Annotated in this window: 20 protein-coding genes; 8 read left to right on the forward strand and 12 right to left on the reverse strand. The window is 71.4% G+C overall.

Features of this window, described 5'->3' with window-relative positions:
• Positions 1-29 precede the first annotated feature (29 nt).
• Entirely contained in the window at positions 30-1,685 is a 1,656-nt protein-coding gene (gene cdgB, locus ACZ7P3_RS24340) for a diguanylate cyclase CdgB (RefSeq protein ID WP_472084988.1), read from the reverse strand.
• Positions 1,686-2,111: 426 nt separating this feature from the next.
• On the opposite strand from cdgB, the gene ACZ7P3_RS24345 reads away from it, so the two are divergent.
• Entirely contained in the window at positions 2,112-2,684 is a 573-nt protein-coding gene (locus ACZ7P3_RS24345; RefSeq protein ID WP_472084990.1) for a flavin reductase family protein, read from the forward strand.
• A gap of 493 nt (positions 2,685-3,177) precedes the next feature.
• Here ACZ7P3_RS24345 and ACZ7P3_RS24350 read toward each other — a convergent pair whose 3' ends face one another.
• Positions 3,178-4,035 (reverse strand): sigma-70 family RNA polymerase sigma factor, encoded by an 858-nt coding sequence (locus ACZ7P3_RS24350; protein ID WP_472085239.1) that lies wholly within the window; start codon positions 4,033-4,035, stop codon positions 3,178-3,180.
• A gap of 355 nt (positions 4,036-4,390) precedes the next feature.
• Positions 4,391-4,864, reverse strand: coding sequence for an alternative ribosome rescue aminoacyl-tRNA hydrolase ArfB (gene arfB, locus ACZ7P3_RS24355; RefSeq protein WP_472084992.1), 474 nt, complete (start codon positions 4,862-4,864; stop codon positions 4,391-4,393).
• A gap of 158 nt (positions 4,865-5,022) precedes the next feature.
• On the opposite strand from arfB, the gene ACZ7P3_RS24360 reads away from it, so the two are divergent.
• Positions 5,023-5,598: a TerD family protein gene (locus tag ACZ7P3_RS24360; RefSeq protein WP_067005091.1), complete on the forward strand. Its 576-nt coding sequence runs from the start codon at positions 5,023-5,025 to the stop codon at positions 5,596-5,598.
• A gap of 337 nt (positions 5,599-5,935) precedes the next feature.
• Complete coding sequence (locus tag ACZ7P3_RS24365) at positions 5,936-6,913, forward strand: hypothetical protein (protein ID WP_472084994.1); 978 nt, start codon at positions 5,936-5,938, stop codon at positions 6,911-6,913.
• Positions 6,914-6,985: 72 nt separating this feature from the next.
• Here the strand turns inward: ACZ7P3_RS24365 and ACZ7P3_RS24370 are convergent, their stop codons facing one another.
• Together ACZ7P3_RS24370 and ACZ7P3_RS24375 are read right to left on the reverse strand one after the other, a co-directional pair.
• Positions 6,986-7,471, reverse strand: a complete 486-nt coding sequence (locus tag ACZ7P3_RS24370; RefSeq protein WP_472084996.1) for a hypothetical protein — start codon at positions 7,469-7,471, stop codon at positions 6,986-6,988.
• A 206-nt stretch (positions 7,472-7,677) separates the two neighbouring features.
• Positions 7,678-9,072, reverse strand: a complete 1,395-nt coding sequence (locus ACZ7P3_RS24375; protein WP_472084998.1) for a M1 family metallopeptidase — start codon at positions 9,070-9,072, stop codon at positions 7,678-7,680.
• A gap of 348 nt (positions 9,073-9,420) precedes the next feature.
• Between ACZ7P3_RS24375 and ACZ7P3_RS24380 the strand changes: the two genes are divergently transcribed.
• A complete protein-coding gene (locus tag ACZ7P3_RS24380; protein ID WP_472085000.1) occupies positions 9,421-9,921 on the forward strand; it encodes a hypothetical protein in 501 nt (166 codons plus the stop codon).
• Positions 9,922-9,925: 4 nt separating this feature from the next.
• Here the strand turns inward: ACZ7P3_RS24380 and ACZ7P3_RS24385 are convergent, their stop codons facing one another.
• Entirely contained in the window at positions 9,926-10,633 is a 708-nt protein-coding gene (locus tag ACZ7P3_RS24385) for a pentapeptide repeat-containing protein (RefSeq protein ID WP_472085002.1), read from the reverse strand.
• A gap of 427 nt (positions 10,634-11,060) precedes the next feature.
• Here ACZ7P3_RS24385 and ACZ7P3_RS24390 point away from each other — a divergent pair, with 427 nt between their 5' ends.
• Together ACZ7P3_RS24390 and ACZ7P3_RS24395 are read left to right on the forward strand one after the other, a co-directional pair.
• Entirely contained in the window at positions 11,061-12,035 is a 975-nt protein-coding gene (locus ACZ7P3_RS24390; protein WP_472085004.1) for a zinc-binding dehydrogenase, read from the forward strand.
• A gap of 76 nt (positions 12,036-12,111) precedes the next feature.
• A complete protein-coding gene (locus ACZ7P3_RS24395) occupies positions 12,112-13,626 on the forward strand; it encodes an MFS transporter (protein ID WP_472085006.1) in 1,515 nt (504 codons plus the stop codon).
• Between the two features lie 34 nt (positions 13,627-13,660).
• On the opposite strand, the gene ACZ7P3_RS24400 is transcribed toward ACZ7P3_RS24395, so the two are convergent.
• The 3 genes from ACZ7P3_RS24400 to ACZ7P3_RS24410 all read right to left on the reverse strand — a co-directional run bounded on the left by ACZ7P3_RS24400 (position 13,661) and on the right by ACZ7P3_RS24410 (position 16,512).
• Positions 13,661-14,140, reverse strand: a complete 480-nt coding sequence (locus ACZ7P3_RS24400; protein WP_472085008.1) for a GNAT family N-acetyltransferase — start codon at positions 14,138-14,140, stop codon at positions 13,661-13,663.
• A gap of 291 nt (positions 14,141-14,431) precedes the next feature.
• The gene (locus ACZ7P3_RS24405) at positions 14,432-15,838 is read right to left on the reverse strand and encodes an NAD(P)/FAD-dependent oxidoreductase (RefSeq protein WP_472085010.1); all 1,407 of its coding nucleotides are present in this window, start codon (positions 15,836-15,838) and stop codon (positions 14,432-14,434) included.
• A complete protein-coding gene (locus ACZ7P3_RS24410; protein WP_472085012.1) occupies positions 15,835-16,512 on the reverse strand; it encodes a rhomboid-like protein in 678 nt (225 codons plus the stop codon). Before ACZ7P3_RS24410 ends, ACZ7P3_RS24405 begins: the two co-directional genes overlap by 4 nt.
• A gap of 250 nt (positions 16,513-16,762) precedes the next feature.
• On the opposite strand from ACZ7P3_RS24410, the gene ACZ7P3_RS24415 reads away from it, so the two are divergent.
• Together ACZ7P3_RS24415 and ACZ7P3_RS24420 are read left to right on the forward strand one after the other, a co-directional pair.
• A complete protein-coding gene (locus ACZ7P3_RS24415) occupies positions 16,763-17,845 on the forward strand; it encodes a right-handed parallel beta-helix repeat-containing protein (protein WP_472085014.1) in 1,083 nt (360 codons plus the stop codon).
• A 60-nt stretch (positions 17,846-17,905) separates the two neighbouring features.
• Complete coding sequence (locus ACZ7P3_RS24420) at positions 17,906-18,937, forward strand: methyltransferase (protein ID WP_472085016.1); 1,032 nt, start codon at positions 17,906-17,908, stop codon at positions 18,935-18,937.
• 87 nt (positions 18,938-19,024) lie between these two features.
• Here the strand turns inward: ACZ7P3_RS24420 and ACZ7P3_RS24425 are convergent, their stop codons facing one another.
• From ACZ7P3_RS24425 to ACZ7P3_RS24435, 3 genes are read right to left on the reverse strand one after another with little or no spacing between them, the layout of a single operon-like run.
• Positions 19,025-19,348: a TcmI family type II polyketide cyclase gene (locus tag ACZ7P3_RS24425; RefSeq protein ID WP_472085018.1), complete on the reverse strand. Its 324-nt coding sequence runs from the start codon at positions 19,346-19,348 to the stop codon at positions 19,025-19,027.
• 22 nt (positions 19,349-19,370) lie between these two features.
• Positions 19,371-19,850 carry an SRPBCC family protein gene (locus ACZ7P3_RS24430; protein WP_472085020.1) on the reverse strand — a complete coding sequence of 160 codons (480 nt, stop codon included), beginning with the start codon at positions 19,848-19,850 and terminating at the stop codon, positions 19,371-19,373.
• 1 nt (position 19,851) lies between these two features.
• Positions 19,852-20,109 (reverse strand): acyl carrier protein, encoded by a 258-nt coding sequence (locus ACZ7P3_RS24435; protein ID WP_472085022.1) that lies wholly within the window; start codon positions 20,107-20,109, stop codon positions 19,852-19,854.
• Positions 20,110-20,114 lie beyond the last annotated feature (5 nt).

Genomic DNA, 20,114 nt, shown 5'->3' on the forward strand with positions numbered 1-20,114 from the left:
CGGACCGCATCAACTCGCTGACCTGCGGATCATCCGGCGCGTCGGTGTTGTTTGGGACGAGATCGTTTCTCTACGTACATCCGCTCGTCGGCCGACTTCAACACTTCGTCCGCGGTCATGCCGCAGTGTGCCCACCCGATGCCGAAGCTGGCGCCCACCCGGACCGCCCGGCCCTCGGCGCGGATCGGCTGGATGATCTCGTTGCGCAGGCGTACGGCCAGGTCCTGGGCGTCGGCCTTGCCGAGCCCGTCGGCGAGGATCACGAACTCGTCGCCGCCGAGCCGGGCCACGGTGTCACCGTCGCGCACGCCCCGGGACAGCCGCCGGGCGACCTCGATCAGGACCGCGTCGCCCGCGTTGTGACCGAACCGGTCGTTGATCGACTTGAAGCCGTCCAGGTCGCAGAAGAGGACCGCCAGGCCCTTGGCACCGTCGTCGTGGGCGTCCTCGGGGGCGACGGTGTGCACATGGTGGTCGAAGGCGTCGAACGCCTCCGCGCCCGGGGCGAAGTCGAAGCCGTGGCCGGCGGGGGTGTCGTAGGCGGGGTGGCCGTAGGCCGCGTCCAGGGACTCCAGCTCGCCGGCATGGGCCTGGCGCCGGCACAGGCGGGCCGCCAGGCGCGAGCGCAGCTCGGCGGAGTTCGGCAGGCCGGTGAGGGAGTCGTGCGAGGCCCGGTGGGCGAGCTGCAGCTCGCGGCGCTTGCGCTCCTCGATGTCCTCGACGTGGGTGAGCAGGAAGCGGGGCCCGTCGGCGGCGTCCGCGACGACGGAGTTGCGCAGGCTGACCCAGACGTAGCTGCCGTCGCGGCGGCCGAGGCGGAGCTCCGCGCGGCCTCCCTCCGCGGAGGTCCGCAGCAGCGTGCCGATGTCCTCGGGGTGCACCAGGTCGGAGAAGGAGTAGCGGCGCATCGCGGAGGCGGGGCGGCCCAGCAGGCGGCACAGGGCGTCGTTGGTGCGCAGGATCCGGCCGTGCTGGTCCCCGCCCATCTCGGCGATCGCCATGCCGGAGGGGGCGTACTCGAAGGCCTGCCTGAAGCTTTCCTCGCTGGCCCTCAGGGCCTGCTGCTCACGCTCCAGCCGGACCAGCGCGCGCTGCATGTTCGCACGTAGACGCGCGTTGCTGATGGCGATGGCGGCCTGGAACGCGTACATCTGGAGCGCCTCGCGGCCCCAGGCTCCGGGGTGGCGGCCGTTGCGGGGCCGGTCGACGGATATGACGCCGAGCAGCTCGCCGGAGGAGCCGCCCTGCACGCCCGGCGTGTACATCGGCGCGAAGAGCCGGTCGGAGGGGTGCCACTCGTCCTCGAAGCGCGGCGCGGGCCCGTCGGTGTACCACTGCGGGACGTCGTCGTCGTCCAGCACCCAGCCCTCGGTGTGCGGTATGAACACCAGGTCGCCCCACTGTTCACCCATGTTCAGCCGGCGCAGCCAGGAGTCGCGGGAGCCGACCCGGCCGGTGATGAGGGCCTCGGCGGCGGAGTTCCCGGAGAAGGCGGCGACGACGAGATCGCCGTCGGGGCGTACGAGGTTGACGCAGGCCATCTCGTACCCGAGGGCGTTCACGACGCCGTCGGCCACGGTCTGCAGTGTGTCCGCCAGGCTGCGTGCCGTGTTCATGTCGGCCATGACCTGGTGCAGCTGCCGCAGGGACGCAAGGCGGACATACGGCTCCGACTCGGTCTCCATGCTCGCCCTCCCCCCGAGACCTCGCAGCGAATCAAGGGTTGTCTTCGGCGTTCTTTACGCGGTGCTCTACGTCGTGCCCTAGGTGGCTGTAGGTGGTGCTCTTACAGTGCTCTCTCAGCTTCCCGCCACTGAATCACAGCGCGCTGCCCACTCGGTACACAGGGTCAACAATTCCTGCCCCTTGTGACTCAAGTCACAGGGGAACGTGAACAATTGAGTGGAGTTTCTGCGTTTTCCCTGTGCCTTTACTGAACACACTCTTTGCGGGTGTGTGCACATGATGCACAAACCGTCCACCGTCCCACGGCCGTCCCGGGTCCGCGTCCGGCCCCGGCGCCGGGCCGCCGCCTGGTCCCCCGGTCCTAGGACCCGCCTCGGGCGCAGGCCCGATGCGGTGCGCGCCGTGCGGAGATTAGCGTTTCCGGCGTGCTGAACACTCCCTCACCCACCGCCCCCGCCGCTTCCGGGCATGCTGAGGGGGTGAGCAACGACGAGTTCCGGGCCGCGATGTCCCGGCTGGCCGCGGGCGTGGTCCTGGTCACCGCGCAGGAGCCGCCGCTGGACCCGGACGACCCCGGCGCACCGGGTGTCGAGGACGTCGGCATGACCGCCACCGCCTTCATGTCCGTCTCGCTGGACCCGCCGCTGGTGCTGGTCGGCCTGCGCGAGGGATCCCGCATGGACGACCTGCTCGACGAACAGCCGCTGTGGGCCGTCTCGGTCCTCACCGAGAGCCAGCGGCACATCGCCGGCCGGTTCGCCATGAAGGGCCGCATCAGCGACCGCCTGCTCTTCGAGGACCTCCCCTGCGTCCGCGGCGAGGTCACCGGCGCACCGCTGATGGGCGGCGCGCTCGCCACCCTGGAGTGCCGCACCGAGCAGCGGGTGACGGCGGGTGACCACACCCTCGTCATCGGCCGGGTGCTGACCGCGCAGGTGCCGAGCGCGGAGGGCGGGCCACTGCTCTATTTCCGGGGCCGCTACCGGCAGTTGGGCTGACCGGCCGCCCCGTCCCGCAATCCCGTAATACTGACCGGCCGACCAGCCCGCAATTCCGTGACCGAGCCGTGAAAGGCGTGCTCCATGTGCCTTACGGGACCTGCGACCGGCTCTCCATCTGTCTTTCCGCCCGGCTTTCCGCCCGGCTTTCAGCCCGACTTCCGCACTGCTTTCCGCCTGCCTTCCGTCTGCCTTCCGCCTGCCTTCCGCCTGCCTTCCGCCGACCGTCCTCGGTCCGCCTTCGGTCCGTCCGTCGTCTTCGGTCCGTCTTCGGTCCGTCCGTCGTCTTCGGTCCGTCTTCGGTCCGTGCTCGGTCGGTCCGTCTTCGGTCCGTGCTCGGTCCGTCCGTCTTCGGTCCGTGCTCGGTCCGTCCGTCTTCGGTCCGTGCTCGGTCCGTCCGTCTTCGGTCCGTGCTCGGTCCGTCCGTCGTCGGGTTTTGTGTGCCTTGGTCCGCAACGAGGACGGTCCGGGCGGAGCCTGACCGTCGGGTGCGCTACGCCGGCTCGACGGTGAGCCCGGACACCCGTGCGGGGTCGGTCACGATCTCGATGACGGCGATGCGGTCGCGGACGAAGGTGAAGGTCAGCACTCGCTCCGGGTGGCCGTCGGCGGCCAGGACCACCAGACCGGTGGCGCCGCCCACCAGGGCGGGTCGAGCAACCCGGGCCAGCTGGGCGTAACTCGTCGCGCCGGCGGCGACCGCCGGGGCGCCGCTGGTCACACCGGCCTCGCTGCGGGCCACCACGTCCGGGTCGAGCACCGCGAGCAGCCCGTCGAAGTCGCCGCCCCGCGCGGCGGCCAGGAAGGCGTCGACGACCCGGCGTTGCCGGGCCAGGTCGGCGTCCGGGGCCTCGGCGCCCTGCACCCGGCGGCGGGCCCGGCTGGCGAGCTGCCGTACCGCGGCCGGGCTGCGGCCGAGGATGCCGGCGACCTCCTCGAACGGCACGGCGAACAGGTCGTGCAGCACGAACGCGAGCCGCTCGGCGGGGGTGAGGGTGTCGAGGACGACCAGCAGGGCGCCCCCGACCGAGTCGGCGAGCAGGGCGTCCTGGGCGGGGTCCGGCTCACAGGACGGTGCCGGGTCCCAGGCGTCCAGCGGTTGCTCGGCACGGGAGCGGCGGGAGCGGAGCAGGTCCAGGCAGACCCGGCCGACGACCGTCGTCAGCCAGCCGCCGAGGTTCTCCACCTGCCGGGCATCGGTGCGGCTGAGCCGGAACCAGGCCTCCTGCACGGCGTCGTCGGCCTCGGCGGCCGACCCGAGCATGCGGTGGGCGACGGCATGGAGATGCCCCCGGTGCGCCTCGAAACGCTCGGCGAGCAAGTCCGTGCGGCCGCGATGGTCACCGCCCAGGCCGTCACCGCACGGCCGGTCACCGCCCGTGGCCCCGTCCTGCTGGCCGGCGCCATGGGGGCCACTGCGGTGGTCGCTGTCGCGCCGGCCACCGCCCGTGGCCCGGTCCCGGTGGCCGGCGCCATGCCGGTCGGCGCCGTGCCGGTCGGCGCCGTGCCGGTCGGCGCCGTGCCGGTCGGCGCCGTGCCGGTCGGCGCCACGGTGGTCGCTGCCGTGGTCGCACTCGCGGTCGCACTCGCGGTCGTTGTCGTTCATCGGCGGGCCAGCCTCTCCGTCCCGTACTGCACTCGTCGCTCGTCGCTCGTCAGTGGCATGACGGATCGGAAGGCGCGGGTGTGACAGCCGGCCGTGGCGGCTAGCCCCAGTCCCGTCCGGTGCGGCCGCGCTTCGTCTCCGAGCGCTGCTTCTTCTCCCGCAGGCGGCGCTCGTTGATGCCGCGCGGGATCCGGGTCGGCCTGCGGGGCTTGGGCGGGGGTGCGGTGGCCTCCGCGAGGAGGGCGGCGAGGCGTACGGCGGCGGCCTCACGGTTGCGCCACTGCGAACGGTGCTCGGAGGACCGTACGACGACGACCCCGTCGACCAGCCGCCCGGCCAGCCGCTGCAGCGCCCGTTCCTTCCACACCGGAGGAAGCGCCTCGGTGGCGGCCAGGTCGAAGCGCAGCTCCACCTGGGAGTCGCTGGTGTTCACATGCTGGCCGCCCGGCCCGGACGACCTGGAGAAACGCCACATCAGCTCGGCCTCGGGAAGCGAGACGGAGCCACGGATGCTGTGTTTGCCGGGGGCTCTTCCGGGGGTCGGCCCCCCAGACCCCGGAGAATGACCGGACATGTGTCCCATGTTCCCGCCCCTGCCCGGCTCGCGTCACCCGGTTTTCCGGGTTGGTAAAAGAGGTAAAGGGATCCGGAACCATGGGGACCCCCCTCGACGTTCTTCCCGGTGACGGTAGCTTCGTCGGCACAGAAACCTAAAGGAAGGGACTCCCAATCATGGCTGTAAGCCTGTCCAAGGGTGGCAACGTCTCGCTCACCAAGGAGGCTCCGGGCCTGACCGCCGTCACCGTGGGCCTCGGCTGGGACGTCCGCACCACCACCGGCACGGACTTCGACCTGGACGCCTCCGCCATCGCGGTCAACACGCAGGGCAAGGTCTACTCCGACGCCCACTTCGTCTTCTTCAACAACAAGCAGACCCCGGACAACTCGATCGTCCACACGGGCGACAACCGCACGGGCGAGGGCGCCGGCGACGACGAGGCCATCAACGTCAACCTCGCCGCTCTCCCGGCCGACATCGACAAGATCGTCTTCCCGGTCTCCATCTACGACGCCGAGAACCGCGGCCAGAACTTCGGCCAGGTCCGCAACGCCTACATCCGCATCATCAACCAGGCCGGCGGCGCCGAGATCGCGCGCTACGACCTCTCCGAGGACGCCGCCACCGAGACGGCCATGGTCTTCGGCGAGCTGTACCGCAACGGCGCGGAGTGGAAGTTCCGCGCCGTGGGCCAGGGCTACGCCTCGGGCCTCGTGGGCATCGCCCAGGACTTCGGCGTCAACGTCTGAGCGAGCCCGTCAGGGCGCTGAAGCCTGCTCGGAGCCCCCGGCCTTCCGGCCGGGGGCTCCGGCGCGTGCGCGGTCTTGATCGTCCGGCGGCCGAATCGAGAACCGATGTCTGACAGAATCGGCGGTCAAGGGTCTGCTCGGGGGGCGACCCGGCACTTTCGCCGGGCGTGCGGACCCAACTGGATATCGCGTCCTCGCGGACGGACACCGGTGGCCGGCTTCGGCCACCACGGCGGCCGTGCCGTGAGCCCGGCGCCCATCAACCCCCGGACTTGTCCGATGACTTCGGATCGATATCGGGATGATGAGAGCGATACGTGAATCCAGGCCACTGTGGGTGGCCGGTGCAGTGCTGATGGCCGTCGTCGCGGTCGGGGGATGCAGCGACTCCTCGGCCCCGGCGAACAGCGATTCGGCGAAGAAGCCCGCCCCGCCGGGCTTTTCGGGGACGGAGCCGTGGATTCCGCCGCTCGTCACGGCGTCGGACGGCGATCCGTCCAAGCCGGTCGGTCTCAAGGGCGGCGGTGCGGTCGTCCGGCCCGACGGTTCGATGACCCTGCCGCTGGACGCGTACGTCTCGGTGCGGGACGAGACGACGATCGTCCGGGCCGAGAACGTGCTCGCGCAGCGCTGCATGCGGGACAAGGGGCTGAAGCTCCCCAAGACACTCATGCCCGACGGCGGACCCGAGCCGCTGGCCCCCTATGTGCTCTACGGCGTGATCGACATGAAAGCCGTCAAGGTCTACGGGTACCGGGAGCCGTCCCCCGAAAAGGAGCCGGCGAGGGGCCGGCCGGCCCATGACGCGATCACTCCGGCGGTGCAGCGGGCCTATTTCGACGACCCGAAGAGCGGCAGGCTCGGATGCGAGGGGAAGGCGCGCAGGAAACTCGGCGGCAGGAACCCGGAGACGTTGTTCACGATCGTCCAGCAGCTGAGGTCGCAGACGCTGAGCGCGACTTTCCGGGACAGCCGGGTGGTGGCCACGGTCTCCAAGTGGAGCGCCTGCATGAAGCAGTCCGGCTACGACTACGACAACCCGCTGGCCCCCGCGCACGACCGGAACCTCCTCGGCAAGGGCCTGCCGGTCCCCAAGGGGGCGACCCTGCCACCGCCCTCCCCCGCCGAGATCGCGGCCGCCGTCACGGACGTCGAGTGCAAGCGGAAGGCGCAGTACCTGCAGACCGCTGCTCTGGTTTCCGCCGCATACGAGCGGGAGATCATCAAGCAGCGGGCCGATCAATTGCGGGACGCACGGCGTACACAGAAGCTGAAGGTGGAATCGGCCGAGAAAATCATCAAGGCCGGCGCCTGAGAATCCCTTGCCGATTCACACAGACCAGGACAGGGCCTGCCGAACGGATCGGCAGGCCCTGTGGCACGGCACTTACTTCCAGCGCTGGTTGGAGTTGTTGTAGTCGGTGGAGTTGGCGTAGATACCGCCGTGACCCTCGTCGTCCAGGATCCAGCCGGTCTGGACGTTCTGGAGCTTCCAGCCCGTCCCGGTCGAGATCTCCCTCCACCGCTGCCACGAGTTCGTCTGGTCGCGGTACGGGTTGCACGGCTCGGTGTACACCTGCCGCCAGTACCCCGTCATGCACCTGCCCGGACCAGGGGTCTCATTGGTACCGGCGGTCTCGTTCCAGCTGCCGTCGCTGTTCTGGATGTCCCACCACTGGATCTCCCATCCCGTCCCGCCCAGGCTCCCCTTGACCTGACCCTGGTAGTCCCCCCAGCCGTGGGCGAGATAGAGGTTGGACTTGGCGTTCCGCCACGTCACCCAGCCGTCCGCGGACGCCGCGCCGGACGTGGCCACGAGCAGGGCGGGAACCGCCGCGGCGACCATGAGCGCCTTGGTCGTTCTCCTCTTCACCAAGATCCCCCTCTGTAATACCGAGGGGCGGGCAGCCGAGTTTCCGGGCATGCCGAAGCCCCTCGTGAATCCATGATTGACACGCAAGATGATCTTGCCGGCCGACCCTAACACCCACCGGTGTCATGCCCACACCCGGAAATCCGCGGTGTGGTGCCGTTATCCGGAAGGGAGTAATCCGAATTCTTCCCCGGTCCGCCTGCGCATCACGGGTGGGCCGGCCTGCCGTCCCCGTACAGCCAGTCCTTCCAGATCTCCGTGAAGTCCTTGTCCGGGGCCTTCTTCTCCACGTAGGCCGTGAAGTCGGCGGTGCTCGCGCTGCCGTGCCGGCGGGTGGCGGCCCAGCCCTGGATGATGTCGTAGAAGGTGTCGTCGCCGACCTTCTGGCGGATCTTCTGCAGGACCATCGCGCCGCGCTTGTAGACGGGGCTGTCGGAGATGTGGGCGGCGCTGGAAGGTTTCGCCGGGGGGAAGGCCCACACGGCCTCGTCGTCCTCCTCGTACAGCTCGTCGAAGGTCTGCTGGGCGCTCTTGTGGCCGTAGTCCTCCTCGTAGAGCCACTCCGCGTACGTCGCGAAACCCTCGTTGAGCCACATGTCCCGCCAGGACTTCGGGGTGACCGAGTCGCCGTACCACTGGTGGGCCAGCTCGTGCACGAGTGTGCTGGTGTCGAGCTGGTCGGCGGGGAAGACGGGCCGGTTCTGGGTCTCCAGGGCGTAGTCGGCGTCGCCGGGGCGGTCGACGATCGCGCCGGTGGAGGAGAAGGGGTAGGGCCCGAAGTTGTTCTCCTCCCAGTCGATGATGCCGGGGATCTTCGCGAGCACCTTCGCGCTCGCCTTGGCCTGGGTGGGGTCGACGGCGGTGACGACCGGCAGGCCGTGCGGGCCCTTGGTGCTGGTGATGTCGTAGTGGCCGATGGCGACCGTGGCGACGTAGCTCGCCATGGGCTGGGCGGTGTGCCAGGCGTAGGTGGTACGGCCGCCCTTGGTGCTCCGGCTCGTCAACTCGCCGTTGGAGACGGCCTGGAGGCCCTTGGGGACGGTGACCGTGATGTCGTAGGTCGCCTTGTCGGAAGGGTGGTGGTTGCCGGGGAACCAGGCCATGGAGCCGACCGGCTCGCCGAGGCCGAGCGCGCCGTCGGCGGTGCGCAGCCAGCCTTCCTCGGAGCCGTCGGGGTCGGTGAGGGTCTTCGGGGTGCCCGAGTAACGCACGGTGGTGGTGAAGGTCTCGCCGTCGCTGAGGTCGTCATGGGGGCGGACGGTGAGTTCCTGGCCGGTGCGGTTCCACAGGGCGCGCCTGCCCTCGACGCTGACCGAGCCGACGTCCAGCCCGGCGAGGTCGAGGTCGAAGGCGGTGAGGTCCTTGGTGGCGCGGGCGGTGATGACCGCCTTGCCGGTGAGGCGGTGGGTGCCGGGGGTGTAGTCCAGGGTGAGGGCGTAGTGGGTGACGTCGTAGCCGCCGTTGCCCGCCTTCGGGAAGTACGGGTCGTGCACGCCCGAGCCGCCCGGGGTGCCGTGGACTCCGCCGTCGCACGCCGTGCCGGTGAGGGCGAGGGCGAACAGGGCGGCGGCGGACGGGACAAGGCGCGCGGATCTGGACATGTCAGTGATCTTAGGCGGGCGGGTCGCATCACGGCAGGGCCGCATCACGGCAGGGCCGGCCCGCGCCAGGGCCGGACCGTGCCAGGGTCAGGCCGACACGGAGCCAGGCCGCCACGGAGCCCGACCGCGGCAGGGCCAAGCCGCCGTAGGGCCAGGCCGCCGCAGAACCGGACCGCGCCGTTGACCGCGCCGCCGCAGACCAGAACTGCGCCTCACCAGGGCCGGACCGCCGCGGAACCAGGCCGTCGCAGAGCCAGGCCGCCACGGAGCCGGACCGCGGCAGGGCCGGGCCGCCGCAGAACCGGACCGCGGCAGGGCCGGGCCGGTCGGCGTGACACCATCTCTCCCGTGCTCGACATCGGCTACGCCCTCTCCAACCGCTTCCCCGACCCGCCGCAGACCGACTACCGCCGTGCGGACGTCCGTGCGCTGCGGCACGACCTGTTCTGCGGGGACGTCTATCTCGCGGACACCGAGACGGACCGGGAGCTGTCCACAGCCTGGGGATGGGTGCCGGTGCTGGACTTCGCGTGGGCGCTGTGCGACATCGCGGAGCAGCTGGACCGGGATCCCCTGGGTTCCCGGGCCTCCCGGCCGCAGCAGGCCGAGCTGGACTTCACCGAGTCCACCGACCGGATGCTCTTCGAGCGCCGCTTCGGCTGGGTGGACATCGAGGCCGACTGGATGCCGGCCGAGGAAGCGCCGCTCACCTTCTCCCACACCGAACTGCGCCGCGAAGCCCGTGACTTCCTGCACGACCTGCTCGCCGACCTGACCGATCTGCACGAGGACCTGGCGGAGAACCCGGCGGTCTGGACGCTTCAGGCCCGCTTCCCCCGTCTGCCCTGATCTCTCACCCCTCCACCCGGATCCCCAGCTCCAGCGCCAGCACCGGTGCCAGATCCAGCAGTTGCCCGGTGCTGATCACCGCGCCCGAGAGCCGGTCCAGGCCGCGCACGATCTCCAGCGGGGCGGCCCCGCGCAGGTCCACGTCCGTCAGGGTCGCGCCGCCGAAGTCGGCCTCCTTCAGGGCGCAGTCGACGAACTCCACCCGCTCCAGGCGGGCACCGGCGAAGTCCGGTTCGACCAGGACGCAGGACTCGAAGACGACGTCCTTGAGGCGGGCCTCGCGGAGATTGAGGTAGTCGATCTTGCCGCCCCGGATCACCACCCGCTCCAGGACGGCGCCGTGCAGCTGGGTGCCGCCCAGGCGGGCGTCGATCAACTCGACGTCACGGAACGTGGACTCGGCGAGATTCGTCCCGACCCCCCGCAGGCCGGTGAGGACCGAGTCCAGCACCCGGGCCCGGCCCAGCGCCGTCTCGTCCACCGCGCAGCCCGTCAGCGCACAGTCCATGAAGCGGGCGCCCGCGCCGTCCTGCCCGGCCAGGTCGGCCTCCCGGAACTCCAGCCCGTCGTAAACACCGTCCGGCTCCAACTCCCCGTCCGTCCAGGGCTCCAGAGGTGGCAGCCGCACCTCCGGCCGCCGCGCGCCCTTCGCCGCCGCCCCGCCCGCTCCCGTGCCGCTGCCACCGCCGCTGCCCGTCGCTCTCCTCGCCATGCCCCCATGCTGCACCCCGCCACTGACAATCCGCCCTGACCAGCGAGAACCGGATCCACGGGACGCGACCGGCCGGAGGGAGCGGGGCACCTGGCGGCGGGCGGCCGCGGCGGACCGTCGTAGGGGCGCCCTCGACCTGCCCGGCAGCAGCCGGCGGGCGCAGAGGTCCGGCCCGCCGTGGACCGCGGCGACGGCGTCCGTCTCGTGGGCGTCCGTATCGCGGCCGACCGAGTGCCGGCGACCGGGTGGCGGCGACCGGGTGGCGGCGACCGGGTGCCGGCGCCTGGTGTGCTGTCGGAGGTGTCTTCGGCGGTGCCCTCACCGCGGTGGCGCCGGTCCTCGGCCGGCCCGCCCGCCCTTGACCTCAATCACGCTTGAGGTTGAACAGTGGGTCTCCGGAGACGGAGACACGACCACTGGGGGTCCCATGCACGCCGTTCGCCTGTACGCCTACGGGCCGGCCGAGAACCTGACCTACGAGGAGACCGAGGACCCCGCCCCGGGGCCGGGCGAGGTGCGGATCGCGGTCGCCGCGGCCGGCGTGCACCTCCTGGACACCGCCCTGCGCGAGGGCCAGCAGGGCCCGCTGCCCGAGCGGCCCGCCCTGCCGACCGTCCCCGGCCGCGAGGTCGCCGGGACCGTGGACGCCCTCGGCGACGGCGTGGACGGGGCATGGCTCGGCACCCGGGTCGTCGCCCATCTGGGCTTCGCGCCCGGAGGGTACGCGGAACTCGCCGTCACCGGCGTCGAACGGCTGCACGAGATACCGGAGAACCTGGACCACGCCGACGCCGTCGCCATGATCGGCACGGGGCGTACGGCGCTGGGCATCGTGCAGTTCGCCGAGCCGGGGCCGGACGACGTGGTCGTCGTACCGGCGGCGGCGGGCGGCATCGGCACACTGCTCGTGCAGTACGCGAAGAACGCCGGAGCCGTGGTCGTCGGCCTGGCGGGCGGCCCGGAGAAGACCGCCCGCGTGCAGGCGGCCGGCGCCGACCTGGCCGTCGACTACACCGACACCGGCTGGCCCGCCAAGGTCCGCGCCCACCTCGGCGGACGGCACGCCACGGTCGTCTACGACGGCGTCGGCGGCGAAGTCGCCCGGCAGGCCGTGGACCTGCTCGGGTCCGGCGGCCGGCATCTGGTCTTCGGCTGGTCGGCGGAGGGGATCGGGGACGGCCGGCAGGGGTACTTCGCCGAGGGCGTCTCGGAGTCGGTCCTCGGCCCGGCCATGCTCCGGAAGGCGGGCGGCCTGCGCGCCCTCGAACTGCGCGCCCTGACCGAGGCGGCCGAGGGCCGCCTGCGCCCCGCCGTCACCCGCTTCCCGCTGTCCGAGGCGGCGGCCGCGCACCGCGCGCTGCAGACGCGCGGCACGGTCGGAAAGGTGGTGCTGGTGCCATGAGACACAAGGGGGACGGGGGGACGGCGGACCCGCGGACCCGGATGCGACGCGCCCCGATCCATGGTCTTCTGGCCAGATGAGCATCGGCCAGAGGGGTGAACCCCCACCGGCGCCGGCCGGAGCCGGGGACGCCGATCCCCACCGCTGGTGGGGTCTGGTCGTGATCGCCCTCGCCCAGCTGATGGTGGTCCTGGACGCGACGATCGTGAACATCGCGCTCCCCTCCGCCCAGCACGACCTCCACATGACCGACGGCAACCGCCAGTGGGTGATCACCGCCTACACCCTCGCCTTCGGCGGACTCCTGCTGCTCGGCGGCCGGATCGCCGATCTCGTCGGCCGCAAACGCACCTTCGTCGTCGGGCTGGCCGGCTTCGCCACCGCCTCCGCGTTCGGCGGCGCGGCGACCGGCCCGGGCATGCTCTTCGGCGCCCGCGCCCTCCAGGGCGCCTTCGCCGCCGTCCTCGCGCCCTCCGCGCTCTCCCTGCTGACCACGACGTTCACCGATCCCCGGGAGCGCGGCAAGGCCTTCGGCATCTACGGCGCCCTCGCCGGCAGCGGCTCGGCGATCGGGTTCATCGTCGGCGGTGTGCTCACCGAGTACCTGAACTGGCGCTGGTGTCTGTACGTCAACGTGCCCATCGCCGTGCTCGCGATGTCCGGTGCCTTCGCCCTGCTGCACGACCGTCCCGGACTCGGCGGGGCCCGCCTCGACGTGCCCGGCGCACTGCTCGGCTGCGGCGGACTCGTGGCGATCGTCTACGGCTTCAGCGAGGCCGAGCCGCGCGGCTGGTCCGACCCGCTGGTGCTCGCCCTGTTCACGGCCGGGGTGGTGCTGCTGGCCGCCTTCGTGTGGTGGCAGACCCGGGCCCCGAGCCCGCTGCTGCCGCTGCACATCGTCCGGGACCGCAACCGCGCGGGCTGCTTCCTGACCATGATGCTCGCGGTGATCGGCATGTTCGGGCTGTTCCTGTTCATGACCTACTACCTGCAGGTCATCCTGGGCTACTCGCCGGTCAGGGCGGGCCTCGCCTTCCTGCCCCTGACCGCCGCGATCATCATCGGCTCCACCCAGATATCGGCCCGTCTGCTGCACCGGGTGGCCCCGCGCGTGCTCATGGTGCCCGGCATGCTCCTCGCCGCGGCCGGTCTGCTGCTGCTCACCCGGATGACGGTCCACTCCTCCTACTCCGGGGAGATCCTGCCCGCCCTGATCCTCTTGGGTCTCGGCATGGGCCTGACCTTCATGCCGGTCTTCGCCACCGCCACCGCGGGCGTCGCCCCACGGGACTCCGGCGTCACCTCGGCCACCGTCAACACCTCCCAGCAGGTGGGCGGTTCCATCGGTACGGCCCTGCTCAACACCGTCGCCACCACCAGCACCGCCGCCTATCTCACGGCCCATCCGCAGCGCCCCGCGCAGAAGGCCACCGTGATCCCGGCGGCTGTCGTGCACGGCTACACGGTCGCCATCTGGTGGGCGGCCGGCGTCATGCTCCTGGCCGGCCTGGTCGCCGGCCTGATGGTCACGTCCAGAGCCCCCGGACACGACGCACACACCGAGACCCCCATACCGGAGCCGGCCACCTGACCCACCACGGACGGGGCGACCGTGCTGTCCGCGGCTAGTGTCCGTTTCCGAGGGTGGTCAGGGGGGCGTCCGTCAGGCGGTAGACCGTCCACTCGGCCTGGGGGCGGGCGCCGAGGGCCTCGTAGAAGCCGATGGCGGGGCGGTTCCAGTTCAGGACCGACCACTCCAGGCGTTCGTAGCCGCGCGCCACGCAGATCCGGGCCAGTTCGGTCAACAGGGCCCGGCCGTGGCCGCCGCCGCGTGCCGCGGGGCGGACGTACAGGTCCTCCAGGTAGATGCCGTGGACGCCGCGCCAGGTGGAGAAGTTGAGGAACCACAGCGCGAAGCCGACGGGCTCGCCGGTCGCGTCGTCCACGGCCATGTGCGCGAACGCCGCCGGCCGCTCCCCGAACAGCGCCTCGCGCAGCTGCTCCTCGCTCGCCCGCGCCTCCTGCGGGGCCTTCTCGTACTCGGCCAGCTCGCGGACCAGGGCGTGGATGACGGGGATGTCGGCGGGGGCCGCGGTGCGAATCATGAGAGGGAGGGTAGCCAGCGGCCGCCCTCCCCCGTCACCCGGTTCCGGTCCCTGGACGGCCCGTCTCCGACCGCCTCCGGCCCCGCGCTCCTGCACCACGCGGCCGACCGCCTTCGTCCCCACGGGCCGACCGCCTTCATCCCCACGGGCCGACCGCCTTCATCCCCACGGGCCGACCGCCTTCATCCCCACGGGCCGACCGCCTTCGTCCCCACGGCCGACCGCCTTCGTCCCCACGGCCGACCGCCTTCGTCCCCGCGCTCCTGCGCCGCAGGGGTCGGCGGGGCCGCCTCAGTGGCGGCCCGCGACCAGGTCCGCCGCACGGGCCGGTCGGGAGGACTCGGTGGCGGGGTGGAGCCGCTCGCGCTGGTCCGCGGCGCGGTACGTGGCGTACATGCCCTGTACGCCCAGCCAGCGGAAGGGTTCCGGCTCCCACTTGCGGACCTTGTGGTTCACCCAGGGCAGCTCGGTCAGTGCGGTGCGGCCGGCCTGGCCCGAGTCCTGCTGGACCAGGTCGCGCAGGGTGCGGGCGGCCAGGTTGGCGGTGGCGACGCCCGAGCCGACGTAACCGCCCGCCCAGCCGAGTCCGGTGGCCCGGTCGAGGGTGACCGTGGCGCACCAGTCGCGCGGCACGCCGAGGACGCCGGACCAGGCGTGCTCGACACGCAGGCCGGCCAGGGCGGGAAAGAAGCGGGTCAGGATCTCGCGCAGGGCCTCGACCGTCTCCGGCTGGGTGCGGCCGTCGTTGTCGGTGCGCGAACCGAAGCGGTACGGCACCCCGCGCCCGCCGAGCGCGATCCGCCCGTCGGCCGTGCGCTGCGCGTACATGTAGGCATGCGCCATGTCGCCCAGCGTCTCGTGGCCGTCCCAGCCGATCGCCGCCCACTGCTCGTCGGTGAGCGGCTCGGTGGCGATCATCGAGGAGTTCATCGGCAGCCAGGTCCGCTTCTGGCCCTTCAGGGACGCGGTGAAGCCCTCCGTGCAGCGCAGGATGTACGGGGCGCGGACCGTGCCGTAGGGCGTCACCGCCTGCTTGGGGCGGATCTCGGTCACCGGTGTCGACTCGTGGAGGGTGACGCCGAGCGCCTCCACGGTGGCCGCCAGCCCCTTGAGCAGCTTCACGGGGTGCAGCCGGGCGCCGTGCGGGGTCCAGGTCGAGCCCACCGCGCCGGCCACCCTGATCCGCTCGGTGGTCTGCCGGGCGCCGTAGAGCTCGCGGTCCTGCTCGCCGTACGACAGCTCGTGCTCGTGGAACGCCCTCAGCCGGGCGAGCTGCGCGGGGGTGGTCGCCACCTCCAGCACCCCGCCCCGGTGCAGATCGGCGTCGATGCCCTCCGCCGCGGTGACCGCGACGACCTCGGACACGGTGTCGTTCATCGCCTTCTGCAGGCGCACCGCGGCCTCGTGTCCGTGCAGCTTCGCGTACCGGTCGCGGCCCGCGATGCCGTTGTACAGCCAGCCGCCGTTGCGGCCGGAGGCGCCGTAGCCGCAGAACTTCTGCTCCAGGACCGTGATGCGGAGGAAGGGAGCGGCCTTCTTCAGGTAGTACGCGGTCCACAGCCCGGTGTACCCGCCGCCGACGATGACCACGTCGGCCGACGCGTCCCCGGGCAGCGGCTCCCGTTCCGCCGGGAGGCCGTCGTCCGCGTACCAGAAGGAGATGCCGCCGTTGACGACACCGCTTGCCGAGCTGTTCATGCGCGGACGTTAACCCACAGCGCGGCCAGTGTCTCCTTCGGATTCCATGCTTTTCCGTGGCCCCTGACCAGCGGATAGCACGCCAGCCCGATCAGTACGGACAGGAAGTGCCCGAAGTCGGTGAAGGTGCGGCTGCCGGCCAGCGGCACCGTGTAGAACGCGAGCAGGGCCGCCAGATACAGGTACCGCCAGGGCGCCGCGATCCGGTAGGTGAGCACCGCCATCACGCCGGCCAGCGCGTAACTCACGCCGATGTCGAGGGTGTTGACCGCCGAGTGCGGGGCGTGACCGTTGCGGATCGCCATGAGCAGGGCCAGCTCGCTGATCAGCGTGGCGAGCACGTGCGCGGCCCCGCACACCACGAGCCAGCGCCGGGTGCCGAGCCAGCGTTCGGCCGGCGCGTGGAAGACGGCGAACAGGACCGCGTACGGCAGCCAGTGTCCGCCGTCGATCCACATCGCGCTGGTGATCAGCACCCGGACGGGGTTCTGCGACAGCTCGTGGATGTTGGTGGAGCGCCGCCGCAGGAAGTGCTGCTCGAACTCCGGCGACATGTGGTGCAGGGCGACGGTGGTGAGGAACAGGATCAGCAGCCAGACGCAGGTGCCCGGGGCGCCGCGGACGCAGGCTGCCGCGCCCCGGAGCCCACGCCGACATCGAATGACCCGGTTCACACCCGTCAGTATGGCCAGCAAGGTGATCGAGGTGCCTTTCGAGCCGTCCGCTTCTCACGAGAAATTCAACGGTGGGGCGCCGGCGAGGACGGCGGACCGACAGCCGGTCGCCCCTGCCGGGTGCCGTGCGGCCGGGGATCGGGCCGGTGCCGTGCGGCCGGGGATCGGGCGGGTGCCGCGCGGGTGCTGACACGCCGCCGGACGGCCTATCCGGCCGACCAAGGGATTAATCGGTCATAGCGTATGCGATATGAACAGATGTCACATCGCATACCTGGCGTGCACCGCCGCGCTCGTCGGCGCGGGACTGGGCGCGGCCACCCCCGCGGCGGCCGCCCACAGGATCCTGGTGGTCCACCCGGGAGAATCGATCCAGAAGGCGGTGGACTCCGCGCAGACCGGGGACACCGTTCTGGTGCTCGCCGGCACCTACCACGAGAGCGTCAAGATCGGCACTCCCGGGGTGACACTGCGGGGCGTGGGCGCCGAGACGGTGATCGAGCCCGGCGCCAAGTCCTCGGCCAAGTCCTCGGCCAAGGCCGCCGACAGCTGCTCCGAGGGCGGCAACGGCATCTGTGTGGTGGGCACCAAGACCAAGAACGTCGAGGGCGTCACGGTCGCCGACCTGACGGTGACCGGCTTCAGCCGCACCGGCGTGTTCGGCATGGCGACCGACACCATGACCGTGCGCAGGGTGTACGCCCACGACAACGGGGTGTGGGGCATCGCCCAGGAGCGGTCCGTGCACGGGATCCTCCAGAGCAACTACGCGAAGGACAACGGCGACGCGGGCCTGTTCCTCGCCAACACCATCAAGGAGGAGGCGGGCGCCTACGACGCCGGCCAGACGCTGGTCCAGCACAACAGCCTGGAGGGCAACCGCATCGGCATCACCGTGCGCAGGCTGCGCAACCTCACCGTCACGGCGAACCGCGTCACCGGCAACTGCGCCGGGGTGTTCGTCGTCGGCGACGAGAACCAGCCCAAGGCCGGCGACCTGACCGTGTCCGCGAACCGGGTCACCGACAACAACAAGTCCTGCCCGAAGACCGACCGGCTGCCCCAGCTCCAGGGCTCCGGCATCGTCCTCACGGGCACCGACAAGACCCGGGTGACCGGGAACGTGGTCGCCCGCAACGCCGGCGCGTCCCCGCTGTCCGGCGGCATCGTGCTCTTCAAGAGCTTCGTGGGCGTGACCAGCGACGAGAACCGCATCGACCAGAACACGCTGCAGAACAACTCCCCGGCCGACCTCGTGAACACGGACACCGGCAAGGGCAACGCCTTCGACCGCAACCTGTGCCGGGCCTCCAGGCCCGCGGGTCTGTGCTGACCGACCGACCGCTTGTCCCTGCCGGACCGACGCAGGCCGAACGAAAAGAGAGGGCGGCAGATGAAGTCCGCTGAAACAGCCCCACCGCCACCCATGCGGCTGCGCGAACTCGTGTTCGGCGCAGCCTGTGCCGCCGCCGTCCGGGCCGCCGCCCGGCTGGGCGTCGCCGACGCCCTCAACGGCGCGGCCCCGATGACCGTCGAGGACCTCGCGGCCGCGGTGAAGGCCGAACCGAAGCCGTTGCGCCGGCTGCTGCGGGCCCTGTCCTGCTACGGCGTCTTCGCCGAGCGGGAGGACGGGACGTTCGCGCACACCGACATGTCCCGGCTGCTGCGCGAGGACGACCCGAACAGCCTGCGCGCCATCGCCCTGTGGTGCACCGAACCATGGACCTGGGACGCCTGGCCCCGGCTCGACGAGGCGGTGCGCACCGGCAGGAACGTCGTGGAGGACCTCTACGGCAAGGAGTTCTTCACCTACCTCAACGAGGACGCCCCGCAGTCCGCGGACGTCTTCAACCGCGCGATGACACGCTCCAGCGAGCAGTCGGCGCGGGAGGTCGCGGCCCTGCTGGACCTGTCCGGCAGCAAGTCGGTCGCCGACATCGGCGGCGGCCAGGGGCACGTGGTGGCCTGTCTGCTGGACAAGTACCCGATGATGCAGGGCAGTCTGCTCGACCTGCCCCGGGTGGTCGACAAGGCGCTGCCCCGGCTGCGCGAGGGCGGCGACCTCGCGGACCGCGCGCGGATCGTGCCCGGCGACGTCCGGGAGGCGATCCCGGTCCAGGCCGACGTCTACGTCATCAAGAACATCCTGGAGTGGGACGACGAGAGCACGGCCCGCACGCTGCGCAACGTCGTCGAGGCGGGCGGGCCCGGCACCCGGGTCGTCGTCATCGAGAACCTGGTCGACGACACCCCCTCGATGCGCTTCAGCACCGCCATGGACCTGCTGCTGCTCCTCAACGTGGGCGGGGCCAAGCACACCACCGACTCCATGGTGAACAGGCTGACCTCGGCCGGCCTGCTGGTGGACGACATCCGGCCGGTCAACCCGTACCTGCACGCGTTCGACTGCCACGTGCCCGGGTGACGGGGAACCCGGACACAGCGCACCGGCCGCCGGGCCCGCAGCATCGCGGGCCCGGCGGCCGGTGGCCGTACGGGGGTGCCGTACGGCTCAGTCGCGCTCCCAGACGTAGAAGCGGTGCGCCATCGCGTCCTTGGGAGACCTCCAGGTCTCCGGGTCGTACGCGCTGACGTACGCCGAAAGGCGCTCGCTGACGTCCCGGAACTGGGGGTGGCTCGTCACCTTGGCGATGGCGGGGCCGGGCTCGCGCTCGGACTCGATGAGGTGCATGTACACATCGCCGAACTGGAAGAGGCTGCGCCGGGTGACCCCGACGAGGTGGGGCAGCTCTCCGCGGTCGGACTCCGCGAACACCTTGGCGATGTCGGGGGCGGAGCCCGGGGCCATCCGGGCGACGATCAGGGCCTGGTGCATGGGACTTGCTCCTCCGTCCGGTTCAGTCGGCCATGACCGGCGAGGGCCGGTGGCCGGCGGCGGCCTTCTCGATCTTGTCCCGGATGAGAGCCATCTGGACCTTGGAGTTCCGGTTGATGTTGTCGGTCATCCAGTCGTCGTCGACCGGGGCGTCCGGCTTCATCGCGAAGTCCTGCGTCCAGACCATCCGGGTGCCGGCGGGCACCTCCTCGTAGGCCCAGTGGATGTCCATGTGGGCGAAGGGCCCGGTCTCCACGCGGCGGGCCTGCACGGTGAGCGTGTCGCGGTCGGGCTCGCGCTCGGAGACCCAGCTCCAGACGGTGCCGTTGTCGTCCGGGTGCATGGTCAGCCGGAACGTCGTCTTCTTCCCCTCCCGGGAGAGGACCTCGACGGACGCGTACTCGCTGAACAGCTGAGGCCAGCGCTCCAGGTCGTTGGTCATGTCCCAGACCAGGTCCAGCGGTGCGGCGATGGTGATCTCGTTCTGGGTGTGTCCTGCCATCTCAGGCTCCTGCCATCAGGGTGCTGTTGACGAGGTCGAGGAACTGCCGGGGCGTCTTGCAGCGCTCCGCGTCCGGCGGCATCGGAGTGCCGTGGGCGTTCTCCAGCTCGCCCACGATGCCGAGCAGGCCGAGCGAGTCGACACCGAGCGCGTCGAAGCCGGACTCGCCCTGCTCCAGCAGCGCGTCCGGGGCGACAGTGACCCCGGCCGCCTTCTTCATCAGCGCGGCCAGTTCCTCCACGGTGATCTTTGCGGTCATGCGAT

It is taken from the genome of Streptomyces sp. NPDC107581, from assembly GCF_055657175.1.